General features: G+C 75.4%; 15 protein-coding genes. 9 read left to right on the plus strand and 6 right to left on the minus strand.

Features of this window, described 5'->3' with window-relative positions:
* Positions 1-3 precede the first annotated feature (3 nt).
* The 4 genes from ACJTNH_RS09705 (at position 4) to ACJTNH_RS09720 (ending at position 4,168) form a co-directional block, all read left to right on the plus strand.
* Entirely contained in the window at positions 4-1,512 is a 1,509-nt protein-coding gene (locus ACJTNH_RS09705; protein ID WP_458175030.1) for a dihydrolipoamide acetyltransferase family protein, read from the plus strand.
* A 2-nt stretch (positions 1,513-1,514) separates the two neighbouring features.
* Positions 1,515-2,699: an AGE family epimerase/isomerase gene (locus ACJTNH_RS09710; protein ID WP_458175032.1), complete on the plus strand. Its 1,185-nt coding sequence runs from the start codon at positions 1,515-1,517 to the stop codon at positions 2,697-2,699.
* Positions 2,700-2,923: 224 nt separating this feature from the next.
* A complete protein-coding gene (locus ACJTNH_RS09715) occupies positions 2,924-3,382 on the plus strand; it encodes an SRPBCC family protein (protein WP_458175034.1) in 459 nt (152 codons plus the stop codon).
* A gap of 258 nt (positions 3,383-3,640) precedes the next feature.
* Positions 3,641-4,168: a flavodoxin family protein gene (locus tag ACJTNH_RS09720; protein WP_458175036.1), complete on the plus strand. Its 528-nt coding sequence runs from the start codon at positions 3,641-3,643 to the stop codon at positions 4,166-4,168.
* Positions 4,169-4,239: 71 nt separating this feature from the next.
* Here the strand turns inward: ACJTNH_RS09720 and ACJTNH_RS09725 are convergent, their stop codons facing one another.
* From ACJTNH_RS09725 to ACJTNH_RS09740, 4 genes are read right to left on the minus strand one after another with little or no spacing between them, the layout of a single operon-like run.
* Positions 4,240-4,500 carry an HPr family phosphocarrier protein gene (locus ACJTNH_RS09725; protein ID WP_458175038.1) on the minus strand — a complete coding sequence of 87 codons (261 nt, stop codon included), beginning with the start codon at positions 4,498-4,500 and terminating at the stop codon, positions 4,240-4,242.
* Positions 4,501-4,531: 31 nt separating this feature from the next.
* Positions 4,532-6,658: a PTS fructose transporter subunit IIABC gene (locus tag ACJTNH_RS09730; protein ID WP_458175040.1), complete on the minus strand. Its 2,127-nt coding sequence runs from the start codon at positions 6,656-6,658 to the stop codon at positions 4,532-4,534.
* Between the two features lie 17 nt (positions 6,659-6,675).
* Positions 6,676-7,695: a 1-phosphofructokinase family hexose kinase gene (locus ACJTNH_RS09735; RefSeq protein WP_458175042.1), complete on the minus strand. Its 1,020-nt coding sequence runs from the start codon at positions 7,693-7,695 to the stop codon at positions 6,676-6,678.
* Positions 7,692-8,465 carry a DeoR/GlpR family DNA-binding transcription regulator gene (locus tag ACJTNH_RS09740; protein WP_458175044.1) on the minus strand — a complete coding sequence of 258 codons (774 nt, stop codon included), beginning with the start codon at positions 8,463-8,465 and terminating at the stop codon, positions 7,692-7,694. The genes ACJTNH_RS09735 and ACJTNH_RS09740 overlap by 4 nt, the downstream gene beginning before the upstream one ends.
* Before the next feature lie 226 nt (positions 8,466-8,691).
* Between ACJTNH_RS09740 and ACJTNH_RS09745 the strand changes: the two genes are divergently transcribed.
* Together ACJTNH_RS09745 and ACJTNH_RS09750 are read left to right on the plus strand one after the other, a co-directional pair.
* Complete coding sequence (locus tag ACJTNH_RS09745; protein ID WP_458175046.1) at positions 8,692-10,410, plus strand: phosphoenolpyruvate--protein phosphotransferase; 1,719 nt, start codon at positions 8,692-8,694, stop codon at positions 10,408-10,410.
* Positions 10,411-10,715: 305 nt separating this feature from the next.
* Entirely contained in the window at positions 10,716-10,871 is a 156-nt protein-coding gene (locus ACJTNH_RS09750; protein ID WP_222194547.1) for a hypothetical protein, read from the plus strand.
* A 168-nt stretch (positions 10,872-11,039) separates the two neighbouring features.
* Here the strand turns inward: ACJTNH_RS09750 and ACJTNH_RS09755 are convergent, their stop codons facing one another.
* Together ACJTNH_RS09755 and ACJTNH_RS09760 are read right to left on the minus strand one after the other, a co-directional pair.
* Entirely contained in the window at positions 11,040-11,879 is an 840-nt protein-coding gene (locus ACJTNH_RS09755; RefSeq protein ID WP_458175049.1) for a tyrosine-protein phosphatase, read from the minus strand.
* Positions 11,880-11,896: 17 nt separating this feature from the next.
* Positions 11,897-12,817, minus strand: a complete 921-nt coding sequence (locus ACJTNH_RS09760; protein ID WP_458175050.1) for a 3-methyladenine DNA glycosylase — start codon at positions 12,815-12,817, stop codon at positions 11,897-11,899.
* Between the two features lie 176 nt (positions 12,818-12,993).
* Between ACJTNH_RS09760 and ACJTNH_RS09765 the strand changes: the two genes are divergently transcribed.
* From ACJTNH_RS09765 to ACJTNH_RS09775, 3 genes are read left to right on the plus strand one after another with little or no spacing between them, the layout of a single operon-like run.
* Positions 12,994-13,935, plus strand: coding sequence for an ABC transporter ATP-binding protein (locus tag ACJTNH_RS09765; RefSeq protein ID WP_458175051.1), 942 nt, complete (start codon positions 12,994-12,996; stop codon positions 13,933-13,935).
* 45 nt (positions 13,936-13,980) lie between these two features.
* Positions 13,981-14,796: an ABC transporter permease gene (locus tag ACJTNH_RS09770; protein WP_458175052.1), complete on the plus strand. Its 816-nt coding sequence runs from the start codon at positions 13,981-13,983 to the stop codon at positions 14,794-14,796.
* A 53-nt stretch (positions 14,797-14,849) separates the two neighbouring features.
* The gene (locus ACJTNH_RS09775; RefSeq protein WP_458175053.1) at positions 14,850-16,076 is read left to right on the plus strand and encodes a sensor histidine kinase; all 1,227 of its coding nucleotides are present in this window, start codon (positions 14,850-14,852) and stop codon (positions 16,074-16,076) included.
* The last annotated feature ends 23 nt before the right edge of the window (positions 16,077-16,099 follow it).

Consider the following 16,099-nt stretch of genomic DNA (forward strand, 5'->3'; position numbering starts at 1 on the left):
CCGATGGCCGACCTGCGCCAGTTCAAGCTGCCCGACGTCGGTGAGGGGCTCACCGAGGGCGAGATCCTGTCGTGGCTGGTCGCCGTGGGCGACACGGTCACGGTGAACCAGCCGTTGTGCGAGGTCGAGACGGCGAAGGCGGCCGTCGAGCTGCCCAGCCCGTTCGCCGGCACGGTCACCGAGCTGCTCTTCGAGCCCGGGACGACGGTGGACGTCGGTGCCCCGATCATCACCATCGACGTCGGGGGAGGAGCAGGTGCCGCCGAGCCGGCCGGCAGCGGGCTGATCGGGGAGACCAACGCCAACGGCCGCACCGCCGTGCTCGTCGGCTACGGCCCGCGCAGCACCGAGGCCAAGCGCCGTCCCCGGCGGGGCCAGCCGGCCGAGACCGCGGCGGCCCGGGCGACCGCGCCGCAGGTCCTCCCGGAGGCCGACTACGGCTCCGGCGGCGAGCGGCCGCCCCTGCTGGCCACCGCCCCCGACGCCACCGTCAAGCCGGTGCGGCACGGCGGCCTGGAGGCCGGTCGCGCCGCGGAGGCCCACGTGGCCGCCGCCGACGCCACCCCGGCACCGGCGACCTCGGCGTCCCCCGGGCGGGGAGCGCTGCGGCCGCTGGCCAAGCCGCCGGTGCGCAAGTACGCGAAGGACCTGGGCGTCGACCTGACCACGGTCACCGGCACCGGCCCCGGCGGGGTGATCACCCGCGCCGACGTGGACGCCGTCCTCACCACCCCCGCCGAGCGCACCTACTCGCGCGAAACCACGCGTGGTTTCGCGCGCGAAACCGCGGGTGGTCCCGCGCGCGAGAGCACGGCGGGGGAGACGCGGATCCCGATCAAGGGGGTGCGGAAGCACACCGCGGCGGCGATGGTGGCCAGTGCGTTCACCGCTCCGCACGTCACCGAGTTCCTCACCGTCGACGTCACCCGCACCATGAAGCTGCGCGACCGGCTCGCCGCCCGGCCGGAGCTCGCCGGGGTCAAGGTCAGCCCGCTGCTGTTCGTGGCCAAGGCGCTGCTGCTGGCCGCCCAACGGCACCCGATGGTGAACAGCTCCTGGGACGAGGCGGCGCAGGAGATCGTCGTCCACGGGTCGGTGAACCTGGGCATCGCCGCGGCCACGCCGCGCGGGCTCGTCGTCCCGAACGTCAAGGACGCCGGCCGGCTGTCGCTGGCCGAGCTGGCCGGGGCGCTCACCGAGCTGACCGCCACCGCACGGGCCGGCAAGACCCCGCCGGCGGACATGACCGGTGGCACGATCACGATCACCAACGTCGGCGTCTTCGGCGTCGACACCGGGACGCCGATCCTCAACCCCGGCGAGTCGGCGATCCTGGCCTTCGGCGCCGTCCGCGACATGCCGTGGGTGCACAAGGGCAAGGTCGTGCCGCGCAAGGTCACCCAGCTGGCGCTGTCGTTCGACCACCGGGTCATCGACGGCGAGCTCGGCTCGCGGTTCCTCGCCGACGTGGGGGCGCTGCTGCACGACCCCGGCACGGCGCTGGCGTTCTGACGGTGCGCACCGAACTGGCACCTCTGCTCTCCTTCGCCGCCCGCTCCCGGGTCCCCGGCGGGTTCGGCTACGCCGGGGACGACGGCACCGTGCTGCCCGACCGCCCGGTCGAGACCTGGATCAGCGCCCGGATGACGCACGTCTTCGGCCTGGCCACGCTGCTGGACCACCCCGGCGCCGCCGAGCTGGCCGAGCACGGCGTCACCGCCCTGCGCACCGGCCCGCTGCACGACGCCGAGCACGGCGGCTGGCGGGCGGCCACCGACGACGACACCAAGGCCGCCTACGTGCACGCCTTCGTGGTGCTGGCCGGCGCCACCGCCACCGCCGCCGGGGTGCCCGGTGGGCGCGAGCTGCTGGACGAGGCGCTGGGCGTGTGGGAGCAGCGGTTCTGGGACGACGACGAGGGGCTGGCCCGGGAGTCGTTCGACCGGAGCTGGACCACGCCCGAGGACTACCGGGGCGCGAACGCCAACATGCACGGCGTGGAGTCCACGCTCGCGGCCGCCGACGCCCTGGCGCCGTCCGACCCGGGTGCGGCTGCCCGGCTGCGCACCCGTGCGCTGCGGGCCACCGAGCGGATCGTGCACGGCTGGACCCGGGAGCGGGACTGGCGGCTGCCCGAGCACTTCACCACCAGCTGGGAGCCGTTGCCGGAGCTGAACCGCGACCGCCCGGCCGACCCGTTCCGGCCCTACGGGGTGACCGTCGGGCACCAGTTCGAGTGGGCCCGGCTGTGCTGGCACCTGGCCGCCGCGCTCGGTGAGCACGCCCCCGGCTGGCTGCACGCCGACGCCGATGCGCTGTTCACCGCCGCGGTGGAGCGCGGCTGGGCCGCCGACGGGCACGAGGGCTTCCCGTACACCCTCGACTGGTCCGACCAGCCGGTGGTCGGTGCGCGCATGCACTGGGTGCTCTGCGAGGCGGTGGCCGCCGCCGCCGTCCGCCACACCCTCACCGGTGACCCGCGGACGGCGACGCTGCAGCAGCGCTGGGCCGAGCTGGGCGACCGGCTGTTCCTCGACCCGGCGGTGGGCAGCTGGCACCACGAGCTGACCCCCGAGGGTGCGGTGGGCAGCGGCACCTGGGCGGGCAAGCCGGATGCCTACCACCTGGTGCAGATGCTGCTGCTGCCCGGCCGCCCGGTGCGCGGGAGCGTGGCCGCCGCCGTCCTCGCCACGCGCTGACCTGCCCCGGGAGAGCTGTTCGTTCGCCTCGAGCGCTGCGGCGACCCCGGGCGGAGGCGCTGCGAGAACGGGCTGGTGGCTGCCCGCGGTGTCGTGAGGCAGCCACCAGCCCGAGGTGATCGCCGAGTGGGACGGGGACGTCCGGCGACGGGGCGTGTGTCCGGGGTGCGGCGCCGGGTAGGGAGCCGCTGGACGTACGAGACCCCGAGCAGAGGAGGCTCCCCGTGGCGAACGTGGAGAAGTCGATCGACGTGGACGTGCCGATCCGGCAGGCCTACGACCAGTGGACGCAGTTCGAGACCTTCCCCCAGTTCATGAACGGCGTCGAGCGGATCACCCAGCTCGACGACCGGCACACCCACTGGGTCACCAAGGTCGGTGGGGTCGAGCGCGAGTTCGACGCGGAGATCACCGAGCAGCACCCCGACGAGCGGGTGGCCTGGAAGAGCACCGACGGCAAGTCGCACGCCGGCGTGGTCACCTTCCACAAGATCAGCGACACCACGACCCGGGTGATGGTCCAGATCGACTGGGAGCCCGAGGGCGTCGTGGAGAAGGTCGGCGCGGCCGTCGGCGTCGACGACCGGCAGATCAGCGCCGACGTCAAGCGGTTCAAGGAGTTCATCGAGAGCCGCGGCACCGAGACCGGTGCCTGGCGCGGTGACGTCCCGCGCGAGGGGTGAGGAAGGACCCCTCTGCCCCCCACGCCTCGCACGCTCGGCGTGGGCCCCTGCAGAGGGGCCGGATACGACGGCGCCCGCTCCCTCGCTCGAGGGGGCGGGCGCCGTCGTCTCCGGCGGGGCAGGTCGGATGTGCAGTGCACGACCGGACGGGGCAAGGGAAGATCATGACCACATCGACCCCGCTGCGCGCACTCGCGCTGACCTGCAGCCTCAAGCCGTCCCCCGCCCCCCTCCAGCACCGACCTCCTGGCCCGCCAGGTGCTCGACGCCCTCGCCGAGCACGGAGTGGAGGGTGAGCTGCTCCGGGTCGTCGACCACGACGTGAAGCCCGGCGTCGAGGTCGACATGGGCCAGGGTGACGCCTGGCCGTCGATCCGGGAGAAGATCCTGGCCGCCGACGTGCTCCTGCTGGCCAGCCCGACGTGGGTGGGGCACATGAGCAGCGTCGCCCAGCGGGTGGTGGAGCGGCTGGACGCCGAGATCTCCGAGACCGACGACCAGGGCCGCCCGCTGGTGTTCGGCAAGGTCGGCATCGTCGCCGTCGTCGGCAACGAGGACGGCGCCCACAAGATCAGCGCCGACCTGTTCCAGGCCCTGGACGACGTCGGGTTCACCGTTCCCGCCCAGGGCGCCACGTACTGGAACGGCGAGGCGATGCACGGCACCGACTACCAGGACCTGGACGAGACCCCGGAGGCGACGGCCACGACGACCGCCACGGTGGCCCGCAACGCCGCCCACCTGGCCCGGCTGCTGAAGACCTCGCCCTACCCGCCGGCCTCCTGAACCGACGACAGCGCCCGTCCCCGGTGGGGGACGGGCGCTGTCGAGTCGCCCCTCGAGGGGCCAGGGGGTGCCTACTCGGCGTCGAGGTCGCTGGCGACCATGTCGGCGATCTGGCCGAGCACCGCCTCGTCGTCGCTGCTGACGACGACCTCGGTGCCCTGCTTGGCGCCCAGGGTCATGATCATCAGCGGCGAGCCGGCGTCGACCGGGTTGCCGCCGGGGGTGGCCAGGGTGACCGGCACCCCCGACTTGCTGACGGCCTCGGCGATCAGCGCGGCGGGACGGGCGTGCAGGCCGACGGCGGAGCCGACGGTCACGGTCTTGGAGGGCATCGGTGCCTGCTTTCTGGTCGGCGTGCTGGGGTCAGTGTGCCGGGCGTGCGGCGGCGGGGTGCGCCGGGGAGGTGCCCCCGTCCAGGTCAGCGGTGAGGTCGCCGGCCGGCGGGGTGTCCGCCGGGGTACGGCCGATGCTCTTCGCCACGGTGACCGCGACACCACCGACGACGGCGCCGGCGAGCACGGACAGCAGGAACAGCAGCGCGTTGCTCATCGCGAAGAAGACGAAGATGCCGCCGTGCGGGGCGCGGAGCTCCAGGCCCAGCCCGGCCACCAGCGCCCCGGTGGTGGCGCCACCGAGCATCATCGAGGGGATGACCCGCAGCGGGTCGGCGGCGGCGAACGGGATGGCGCCCTCGGAGATGAACGAGGCGCCGAGCAGCCAGGCGGCCTTGCCGTTGTCGCGCTCGGCCGGGGTGTACAGCCGCGGCCGGAGCACCGTGGCCGACAGGGCCATCGCCAGCGGCGGCACCATGCCCGCCGCCATGACCGTGGCCATGATGACCAGCGGGCCGCTGGTGGCCGCGGCGGTGAGCCCGGTGGTGGCGAAGACGTAGGCGGCCTTGTTGACCGGACCGCCCAGGTCGAAGCACATCATCAGGCCGAGGACGACCCCGAGCAGCACGGCCGAGGTGCCGGTCAGCCCGTTGAGGAAGTCGCCGAGGGACTCCAGGGCCCAGGCCAGGGGCTGGCCGAGCACGACGACCATCAGGCCGCTGGAGATGAGCGTGGCCAGCAGCGGGATGATCACGACCGGCTGGAGACCGCGGGCGAAGGCGGGCAGCTTCCAGCGGCTGATCCACAGGGCCGCGAAGCCGGCGATGATCCCGCCCACCAGGCCGCCGAGGAAGCCGGCGCCGACGGTGAGCGAGACCGCGCCGACGACGAAGCCGGGCACGATCCCGGGCCGGTCGGCGATGGCGTAGGCGATGTAGCCGGCCAGCGCGGGGACGAGGAAGCCGAACGCGGCCTGGCCGAGCACGGTGCAGAGCGCGCCGAGGTAGCCGAGCAGTCCACCGCGGAGGTAGTCGACGCCGGGGTCGGCGGGCAGGTCGAAGAAGTTGTTGTTCAGCGCCCAGTTGAGGGCGAAGCTCTGCGCGCCGTCCGTGGTCGGGTCGGCGTTGACGATCGGGTAGCCGGCGAAGAGGAAGCCCAGCGCGATGAGCAGGCCGCCCGCAGCGACGAACGGGATCATGTAGCTCACGCCGGTGAGCAGCCAGCGGCGGATCTCCGACCCGGTGCTGGGCCGGTCACCGCCGGCAGCGGGCGCCGTCCCGGCCCCGGCGGTGCCGGGCACCCGGCGGCCGTTCGGGTCGTCGGCGGCGGCGAGCGCCTCGCGGATCATCACCTCGGGCTCGTTCATCGCCCGCTTGGTGCCCGACTGCACCAGCGGCTTGCCGGCGAAGCGGTCCCGGTCCTTGACGCCCACGTCGACGGCGAAGATGACGGCGGCGGCCCGGTCGATCACCGCAGGGTCCAGCGGGGTGGAGCCGGAGGAGCCCTGCGTCTCCACGTGCAGCTCGACGCCCATCTCTTTGGCCGCGGCGGTGAGCTTGTCGGCGGCCATGTAGGTGTGCGCGATGCCCGTCGGGCAGGCGCTGACCGCCACGATGCTGCGGCCCGCCGTGGCCGGAGCTGCCGGGGCCGGCGCCGGAGCGGCGGACGCGGTGGCGCCGCCGGTCGACTGGGGGGCGGGGGCCTCGGGTGGGGAGACGACGTCCTGGACCAGGGCGACGACCTCCGCGGCCGACCCGGCGGCCCGCAGCGAGGCGACGAACTCCGGTCGCACCAGGGCGCGGGCCAGCGCGGTCAGCAGGGTCAGGTGGTCGGCGTCGCCGTGCTCGGGCGCGGCGATCAGGAAGGCGAGGTCGGCCGGGCCGTCGGGTGCCCCGAAGTCCACCGCCGGCCGCAGCCGGGCGAACGCCAGCGACGCCTGGGTGACGGCCGCCGAGCGGCAGTGCGGGATGGCGATCCCACCGGGGAGCCCGGTCGCCGCCTTCGCCTCCCGGGCCATGGCGTCGGCGTGCAGCGACTCGGCGCCGGTCGCGCGGCCGGCACCGGCGACCAGGCCGGCCAGCCGGCGGACGACGGCGTCCTTGTCGGCACCGAGGTCGGCGTCGAGCGCCACCAGCTCGGTGGTGATGAGAGCGGACATGGTTCCCCCTGGGTCGTTCAGCGCGAGCCGGCGACCGGCGTGGCCCCGGCGTGGGCGGGCGTGCCTGCGGTCACCTCGACGGCGGCCAGGTCGACCTGCCCCGCGGTCGGGACGGCGGAACCCGGCAGCGCCGCACTGGCCGAGCCGTAGGCGACCGCGGAGCGCAGCCGCTCGGCCGGGGCGGCACCGGCCAGGTCGGCCAGCACGTAGCCGGCCAGGCTGCAGTCGCCGGCGCCCACCGTGCTGCGCACGGTCACCCGGGGTGGGCGGGCGGACCAGCGCCCGCCGTCGGCGGTGGAGAGCAGCGCCCCGTCGCCGCCCAGGGTGAGCAGCACCTCGGCGACCCCGCGGGCGTGCAGCGAGTCGACCGCGGCGAGCATCGCCGTCGGGTCGGCGAGGAGGGTCTCCTCGGTGACGCCGGCGAGCTGGGCGAGCTCCTCGGTGTTGGGCTTGAGCAGGTCAGGGGCGGCGTCCCGGCCGGCGGACAGCAGCGCCACCAGCGGGGCCTCGGAGGTGTCCACCGCGATCCGGGCGCTGGTGCCGCGCAGGGTGCGCACCAGGGTGGCGTACCAGTCGAGCGGCGTGCCGGGCGGCAGTGAGCCCGACAGCACGACCCAGCTGGCGTCGGCGGCGTGCTCCCAGACGGCGGCCTGCAGCGCGGCCAAGGTCTGCTCGTGCAGCCGGGCGCCGGGCTCGTTGAGCTTCGTGGTGGTGCCGTCGGGCTCGGTGAGCGTGTAGTTGGTGCGCACCGGGGAGTTGACCGGCACGGTCGCCAGGGGCAGGCCGAGCGCCTGCAGCGCGACGACGATCGGGTCGCCGTCGGCCGCCGGCAGCACGGAGACCACGTCGGCCCCGGAGGCGGCGAGGGCGCGGGAGACGTTCACGCCCTTGCCGCCGGGCTCGACGGAGCTGCGGGCGCCGAGCCGGGCCACGGCGCCCCGCTCGAGCGGGCCGGGCAGCCCCAGCGTCCGGTCCAGGCTGGGGTTGGCGGTCAGTGTGACCACCCGCCGTCCGCCCGGTGCGGAGTCCGTCCTCATGCGACGAGCACCTCGATCCCCTGTTGCTCGAGCTCGGCGACGACGGCCGGGTCGGCCTCGTCGTCGGTGATCAGGACGTCGACGTCCGCGAGGGCCGCGAAGCGCACCAGGTGCTCGCGGCCGAGCTTGCTGCTGTCGGCCAGCACCACGATCCGCTGCCCGGCCCGGGTCATGGCGCGCTTGACCGCGGCCTCGGCCTCGTCGGGGGTGGAGAAGCCGTGCGCCAGGCTGATCCCGTTGGTGCCCAGGAAGACGACGTCGGCGCGGAGCTCGGCGAGGGCGGCCACGGTCGACTCGCCCACCGCGGACTGGGTGATGCCGCGCACCCGGCCGCCCAGCACGTGCAGCGTCACGCCGGGGGCGCTGGAGAGCCGGGCGGCGATCGGGACGGAGTTGGTGGCCGCGAGCAGGGACCGGTCGCCGGGCAGGACCTCGGCCAGCGCGGCGGTGGAGCTGCCGCCGTCCAGGATCAGGCTGCCGTGGGCCGGCGGGACCAGCGTGAGGGCCGCGGCGGCGATGCGGCGCTTGGCCTCGATCCGGGTGGTGCGCCGCTCGCCGAGCCCGGGCTCGACCACCGTCAGCGTGCCCACCGGGACGGCGCCCCCGTGCACCCGCCGGAGCATCCCGGCGCGCTCCAGGACGGCGAGGTCGCGGCGCACCGTCTCGGTGGTGACGCCGAAGTGCTCGGCGACCGCGGTGACCGCGACCCGGCCGCGCTGGGTGACCAGACCGGCGATGGCCTGCTGTCGTTCCTCGGCGTACACGGTCACCCCCTGACCAGCGTCGCAGTGCGGGTACGTGCTCTGGTGCCCGACTGTGTGGCATCTGGGCTGCGTTCTTGTTGTTCTACGTGGGATCAGTTGACAAGTCAAGCCCCACTGGTGACCCTGGTCACCGACCGCATCATCGTCGCTGCGACAGTCTTCCCACCGCCACCCCCCACGACGAGCCCGGTACCGGCCGAGCCCGCGGGTCCGAGCAGACAGTGAGGCCTCCATGTCCAGCACCCCGACCGGCACCCGGATCTCCCCGGCCGCCCTCAGCCAGGAGAGCGTGCTGACCGGCACGCCGGTGGTGCCCGGGGTCGCCGTCGGGCCCGTCGTCCGCCCGGTCGGGGAGGTCGAGCTGCCCGCGGCCGAGGGGCCGGTCGTCCCGGAGGACCAACGCGCGGCCGAGAAGGACCGGTTCGCCGCGGCCGCCGACGCGGTCGCCGAGCGGCTCGCGGCGCGAGCGGCAGCGGCCACCGGGGTGAGCGCCGAGGTGCTGAACACCACCGCGCAGCTGGCCCGGGACCGCGGCCTGCTGTCCACCGTCGAGCAGCGGATCGGCGACGGGGCCTCCGCCGAGGCCGCCACGGTCGGGGCCGCGGAGCAGTTCGTCGAGCTGTTCAGCAGCCTGGGCGGGGTGATGGCCGAGCGGGCCACCGACGTCCGCGACGTGCGCAACCGGATCGTCGCCGAGCTGACCGGCCAGGGCGAGCCCGGCGTGCCGGCGCCGGACACCCCGTCGGTGCTGCTGGCCGACGACCTCGCCCCGGCCGACACCGCGGGGCTGGACCCGACCAAGATCGTCGCGCTGGCCACCCGGCTGGGCGGGGCGACCAGCCACACCGCGATCATCGCCCGGCAGCTCGGCCTGCCCTGCGTGGTCGGCGTCGGCGGGCTGGGCGACGTCCCCGAGGGCGCGGTCGTCCTGGTCGACGGCGAGCACGGCACGGTGACCGTGGACCCCGACCCCGAGGAGGCCACCGCGCGGGTCGCCGCGTCGCGGGAGGCCGCCGCCGCCCTGGCCGGCTACCGCGGCCCCGGCGCGACCCGGGACGGGCACGCCGTCGCCGTGCTGGCCAACGTGCAGGACGGCGCCGGCGCCCGGGCCGCCGCGGCCGCCCGCGCCGAGGGCGTCGGGCTGCTGCGCACCGAACTGGCCTTCTTCGGCCGCGCCGAGGAGCCCTCGGTGGAGGAGCAGGCCGGCATCTACGCCGGCGTCTTCGCCGCCTTCCCCGGCGGCAAGGTCGTGCTGCGCACCCTGGACGCCGGCTCGGACAAGCCGCTGCCCTTCGCCACCCCGCCGGACGAGGCGAACCCGGCCCTCGGCGTCCGGGGCCTGCGCACCGCCCGGCGCGACCCGGGCCTGCTCACCCGCCAGCTGGACGCGGTCGCGCAGGCCGCCCGGGAGACCGGTGCGCAGCCGTGGGTGATGGCGCCGATGGTGGCCACCGTGGCCGAGGCCGCGGACTTCGCCGCCCAGGTGCGGGAGCGGGGCATGGTCCCCGGCGTCATGGTCGAGGTGCCCTCGGTGGCCGTTCTGGCCGACCGGTTCCTGGAGCACCTGGACTTCCTGTCCATCGGCACCAACGACCTGTCCCAGTACACGCTGGCCGCCGACCGGCTGTCGGCGGACCTGGCCGACCTGACCGACCCCTGGCAGCCGGCGCTGCTGGCGCTGGTGCAGGCCACCGCCGCCGCGGGGCAGCGGGCGGGCAAGCCCGTGGGCGTCTGCGGCGAGGCGGCCGCGGACCCGGTGCTGGCCTGCGTCCTGGTCGGCATGGGGATCACCTCGCTGTCCTGCGCGGCCAGCTCGGTGGCCGGCGTCGGCGCCCGGCTGGCGACGGTCGACCTGGCCACCTGCCAGCGGGCTGCGGAGGTGGCGCTGGCCGCCGCGGACCCGGCGTCGGCGCGGGCTGCGGTGCGCGAGGTGCTCGCCGCCGCCTCCTGACGCCCCGCCCGCTGCGGCCGGGCCACGCACTCGCTCAAGGACGACGCCCCGCCGGTCGATGGACCGGCGGGGCGTCGTCGTCTCCGCAGGGTGACCCGGTCACCCGGCCGAGGTGACCGACTGCACTGCGTAGGTGCTGGACAAGTGACCCCGAGGTGACGGATCGATGGCCGATACCCCCTTCGGGTGAAGAATCCGTCGGAACCTTCAGCGACACGACCTTGGATCCGTTGGAATGGAAGCCGTTGCGCCTGGTTTAATGCAGGTGTAACACCCACTCGGGACCACCGGAAGAAGGCAGTGACATGAGCAGCGTGACCTCCAGCTGGCGCCAGCGTCGGCAGGCGTCGCGTACGCGGCGGGCCCTCAGCGCCGCCGTCGCCCGCACCAGCAGCCCCGCCATGCGGGACGAGCTGCTGACCCTGGCCAACAGCAGCCAGTTCACCAACGTCCTGCGCTGATCCACCCCCGCCCTCGACGACGAGGGCGAGCACAGGCACGCACCGCGACCCCGGACTCCCACAGGGAGCCGGGGTCCTCTGCTTGAAGGACCCCCTCGCCCCCCACCACTCGCACGCTCGTGGCGGGCCCCTGCGAGGGGGCCGGACGTCCGTCCCGCAGGGGAGGGGCTACTCGCGGAGGCGGGCGCGGAGCGCGGCCTGCTCGTCGGCGCCGAAGCCGTGCTGCTCCAGCCAGCCGACCGGGCCGCCCCACCGCTCGTCGAGCAGCTCCAGCACGCGGCGCATCGACTCGGCCCGCGGCGTGTGGCTGGCGACGTCCCGCCGGGTCATGTCCTCGGCGTAGGTCGGGCTGCTGGCCAGCTTCGCGACGAGCGCGTCGATCACCTCGGCGGTCTGCGCGTAGTCGGCGATGATCGCCTCCGGCGTCACCCCGGCCACGGCCAGGGCCAGCGCGCACACCACACCGGTGCGGTCCTTGCCGGCGGCGCAGTGCACCACCGCCGCACCCGGACCACCGGTGGCCAGCGAGCGCAGCGCGGCCAGCACGTTGTCCGTGCCGTCGGTGAGGTAGCCGAGGTAGGAGCGGACGGCGGGCGGCTCGCCCTCGTCCCCCGGCGCGACCTGGCGGGGGAGCAGCGACTCGGCCCAGTCCGCCGGCAGCTGCGCCCGCACCTCCTCGTCGCTCTCCTCGGCGGCGAAGACGTCGGTGCGCCGGCCCCGCTCGGGCAGCAGCGTGAAGTGCCGGTGGACGACGGAGTCGACGTCCCGCAGCGGGCTGCGGCCCTCCAGCAGGAACTCCGCGGTGGTCCGCAGGTCGACGACCTCGGTCAGCCCCACCTCCTCGACCAGCGCCGCGACGTCGGCCTCGCTGAGCGTCTGCAGGTTGTCGCTGCGCAGCACCCGCCCGAACTGCGTCGTCCCGCCGTCGGTGGTCGGCAGGCCGCCCAGGTCGCGGGTGTTGGTGGTCCCGTCCAGGTGCAGCCAGCGGTCGGTGCGGGTCGACGTCACGCCCCGACCGTACGACGTCAGGCGGCGCCGAGCAGCTCCTCGCACACGCCGAGCAGCCGCTCCCGCAGCACGGCGCCGCGGGCGGCGAAACCGCGCTGGGCGGCGACGTACTCGGCCTTGCCCTCGGCCGTCTCCACCGCGACCGGTGCGTAGCCGTGCTCCCGCAGGTCGTAGGGGGAGGCGCGCATGTCCAGCTCCCGGACGTCGGCGGCGAGGGCGAAGCAGTCGGCCAGCAGCGTGCCGGGGACGGCCGGGCTGAGCTTGTAGGCCCACTTGAACAGGTCCATCGTCGCGTGCAGGCAGCCCGGCTGCTCCAGCTGCTGCTGGGTCTCCCGGGTCGGGCGGAGCGCGTTGCGCGGCTCGGCGGCCCGGGTGAAGAAGCGGAACGCGTCGATGTGGCTGCACTGCACCTTGTGCGACTCGACGACGGCGTCGGTGCCGGCCTGCCCCAGCCGCAGCGGCAGCTGCTCGTGCCGCACCTCGCCGTCGCCGGGGCGGTAGAGCATCGCCCACTCGTGCATGCCGAAGCAGCCGAACTGCCCGGACCGGGCCGCCGTGCCCCGCAGCAGCCCCTCGATCCAGCCGACCGAGGCCCGTCGCTTCGCCAGGAAGGCGGGCAGGTCCAGGCCCACCGCGCGCACGGTCCGGCCGTCGGCGGTGCGGGCGTCGACCTCGGCGTGGAACGGCCAGGCCAGCCGCTCGGCGGCCGCATCGCCGGTCAGTGCGGTGCCCACCCCGGGGTGCCAGCGCCGCAGTCGGCCCGGGGTCTCGGAGTAGTAGGTGAACAGGAAGTCGTGCACCGGGTGCGCGACACCGGCCCGGCGGCGCTCCCGGTGCGGGACCAGCCAGCGGTCCATCCGCTGCTCGTGCGCCGCCGCCTGCGCCGTCCACTCCGCCTCGGGCAGGGCTGTCGGCGCGGTCTGGACGAGCGGGAGCACCGGCCCAGGGTAGGTGCGCACCCGCGGGCCATGACACGTGTCATGGGGTGGCCGTGCAGCGGCGCCGCGAAGAGGTGACGGCAGGCACCTGTGCCGGCCGGTGGGCGGCGGCACCGTCAGGGGTGCGTCCGACGGACCGGCCCGACGGTGGCCGGCGGCGCACCGAGGAGGTCCCCGTGCAGCCCACTGCCCCGCCCGTGCCCACCCCCACCGCCACCGCCCCGGCGATCGAGGTGCGGGACCTGCGACGGAGCTACGGCGACTTCGAGGCGGTCCGCGGGATCTCCTTCGAGGTGCAGCCCGGCGAGGTCTTCGCCCTGCTCGGCGTCAACGGGGCGGGCAAGACCTCGGCCCTGGAGGTGCTGGAGGGGCTCGCCCCGGCCGGTGGCGGCTCGGTCCGCGTCCTGGGCGCGGACCCGGTGCGTGACCGGGCCCGGGTGCGGCCGCGGCTGGGCGTGCTGCTGCAGTTCAGCGGCCTGCCCGGCGACCTGACCGTCGCCGAGACCCTCCGCACCTGGGCCGGCACCCTCACCGACCCCCGCCCGGTCGACGAGGCCTTGGCACAGGTGCAGCTGACCGGCCGCGCCGACGTCCGGGTGCGCAGCCTGTCCGGCGGGGAGCGGCGCCGGCTCGACCTGGCCCTGGCGCTGCTCGGCCGCCCGGACGTGGTCGTGCTCGACGAGCCGACCACCGGTCTGGACCCGGAGAGCCGGCGGCAGGTCTGGCAGCTGGTGCACGACCTGGTCGCCGGGGGCGCCGCGGTGGTGCTCACCACCCACCACCTGGAGGAGGCCGAGGAGCTCGCCGACCGGGTGGCGGTCCTGCGCGCCGGTCAGATCGTGCTGGCCGGGACGCAGGAGGAGATCGCCGAGACCCAGCCGGCCACCATCCGCTTCACCCTCGACGAGGACGCCCCCGAGCCGCCGCGGCCGGCCGGTGTCCAGGTGGTCGCCGAGCGGCCGCGGATGGAGTGGCACACCCGCGCCCTGCAGCCCGTGCTCGCCGAGCTGCTGGCCTGGGCCGCCGAGCACCGGGTCGTGCTGCGCGCACTCGACGCGCGGGCCGCCTCGCTCGAGCAGGCCTTCCTCGCCGTCGCCGCCGGCGCCGAGACTCCCTGAGCCCACCAGCCCGAAGCCCACGACCCGCTCCGAGAGGACCCCGCGATGACCGCCTCGACCGCCCCCGTCCGCCCCGTCGCCCCACCGAGCCGGGTGCGCCGCGTCGCCGCCCTGGCCGCCGGGGAGAACCGGCTGTTCCTGCGCAACCGCACCGCCCTGGTGAACTCCGTCGTCGTGCCGCTGCTGCTGGTGGCCGCCGTCCCGGCGCTGGGGCTGTCCAGCGACGTCCCGCTGGGGCCGCAGCTCATCCTCACCGGCGTCGGCGTCACGCTCGTCTTCCTGACCTACTACAACCTGGTCACCACCTACGTGGCCCGCCGCGAGGAACTGGTGCTGCAGCGAATGCGCACCGGTGAGCTGACCGGGCCCGAGGTGCTGCTCGGCACGGCGGCCCCGACCCTGCTCGTCACCCTCGGCCAGATCGTCCTCGTCGCGGTCGGGGTGGTGGCCATCGGGGAGTGGAGCGCACCAGTGGACCCCGTGCTGCCGCTGATCGCGGTGCTCGGCGGGGCTGCGCTCATGACGGTGCTGGCCGCCGTGAGCACGGTCTTCACCCGGACGGCGGAGAGCGCGCAGATCACCACTCTCCCGTTGGTGCTGCCCACCACGGCGCTGTCCGGCCTGATCACCCCGCTCAGCTCGTTCCCCGACGCACTGGCGACGGTCGCCCGGTTCCTGCCGGTGACCCCGGTCGTGGAGCTGTTGCAGCTGGGCCTGGGCGGGGTGACCTGGGACGGCCGGCTGGTCGACGGCGGTGCGGCGTGGACCGCCGCGCTCCTCCCGCTCGCGGTGCTGGCCGGGTGGCTGACGCTCGGCACGCTCGCCGCGATCCGGTGGTTCCGGTGGGCACCCCGCCGCTGAGCCGGCCGGCCCCGGCGCCGGGGCGCCGGGGCCGGCCCGCACGGTACGGCAGCATGACCGCCGTGCCGACCGTCTCGCGCTGGTGGAGGAGCCGCAGCGCCCCGCAGCGGCTGGACCTCTACACGCGCTGGTCCTTCTACGGGTACCTGGCGATGCTCCCGCTGCTCGCCCTCGCCGTGCTGGGCGCAGCGGCCGGCCCGGCGCCGCGGGGCCCGGTGACGCTGTTCCTGGCCGGTTCGGTCGTCGCCGCGGCCGGGGGCATCGTCGTGACCCGCAGTGGGCTCGCCGCGCACCGCCGCGGTGACGAGCTGCCCCGCGGTCCGGTGCTCGCCGCGTTCATCGCCGCCGGCGTGACCGCCGCCGCCGGGGTGTGGGCCTTCAGCAGCGACGGGCAGGAGCTGAACGCCGCCGTCCCCTGGTCGGTGGCGCTGCCGCTGGGGATGGTGCTGACGGCGTGCTCCACGGCGTGGACCACGCGGCAGCTCAGCCCGCACGCGATCACGATCGGCGTGCTGAGCGGGTTCGCCAGCTTCCTCGCCGGCAGCCCGGCGGCCGCGGCCGCCGCGCAGGGCGGCGCACTGGCGGTCGCAGTGTTCGGCGTCGTCCTGGCCTTCCGGTTCTCCGTCTGGGTGCTCGACGTGGTGGTGGAGATGGACCGCACCCGGGGTGTGCAGGTGCAGCTCGCGGTGGCCGAGGAGCGGCTGCGGTTCGCCCGGGACCTGCACGACGTGATGGGCCGCAACCTGTCGGCGATCGCGGTCAAGAGCCAGCTGGCCGGTGAGCTGGTCCGCCGGTCCCGGCCGGAGGCGGCCGACGAGGTGGCCGACATCCACCGGATCGCCGAGGAGTCGCTGCGGGAGGTGCGCGAGGTGGTCCGCGGCTACCGCAGCACCGACCTGACCAGTGAACTGGCCGGGGCGCGCTCGGTGCTCCGGGCGGCCGGGGTGGCCTGCACGGTGCAGGGTGAGGACGACGCCGGCTCGCTGCCCGAGCCGGTGCAGGCGGCGCTGGGCTGGGTGGTCCGCGAGGCGGTGACCAACGTGCTGCGGCACAGCGCTGCCGCCGAGTGCGCGATCGTGCTGGCACGCGGAGGCGGGGAGGTCCGGTTGACGGTGACCAACGACAGGGTGCCGGCCGGGTCGGCCGGCCAGGCGGGGTCGGGCAGTGGCCTCGCCGGGCTCCAGGAGCGGCTGGCCGGGGCCGGCGGGTCGCTGGGCACCGCCCGGGACGGCAACCGGTTCTGCCTCACCGCCACGCTGCCGGACGGGGGCACAGTGTGATCGGGGGCGCGTCGGTCGGGGGG

Source organism: Modestobacter lacusdianchii (assembly GCF_054177765.1).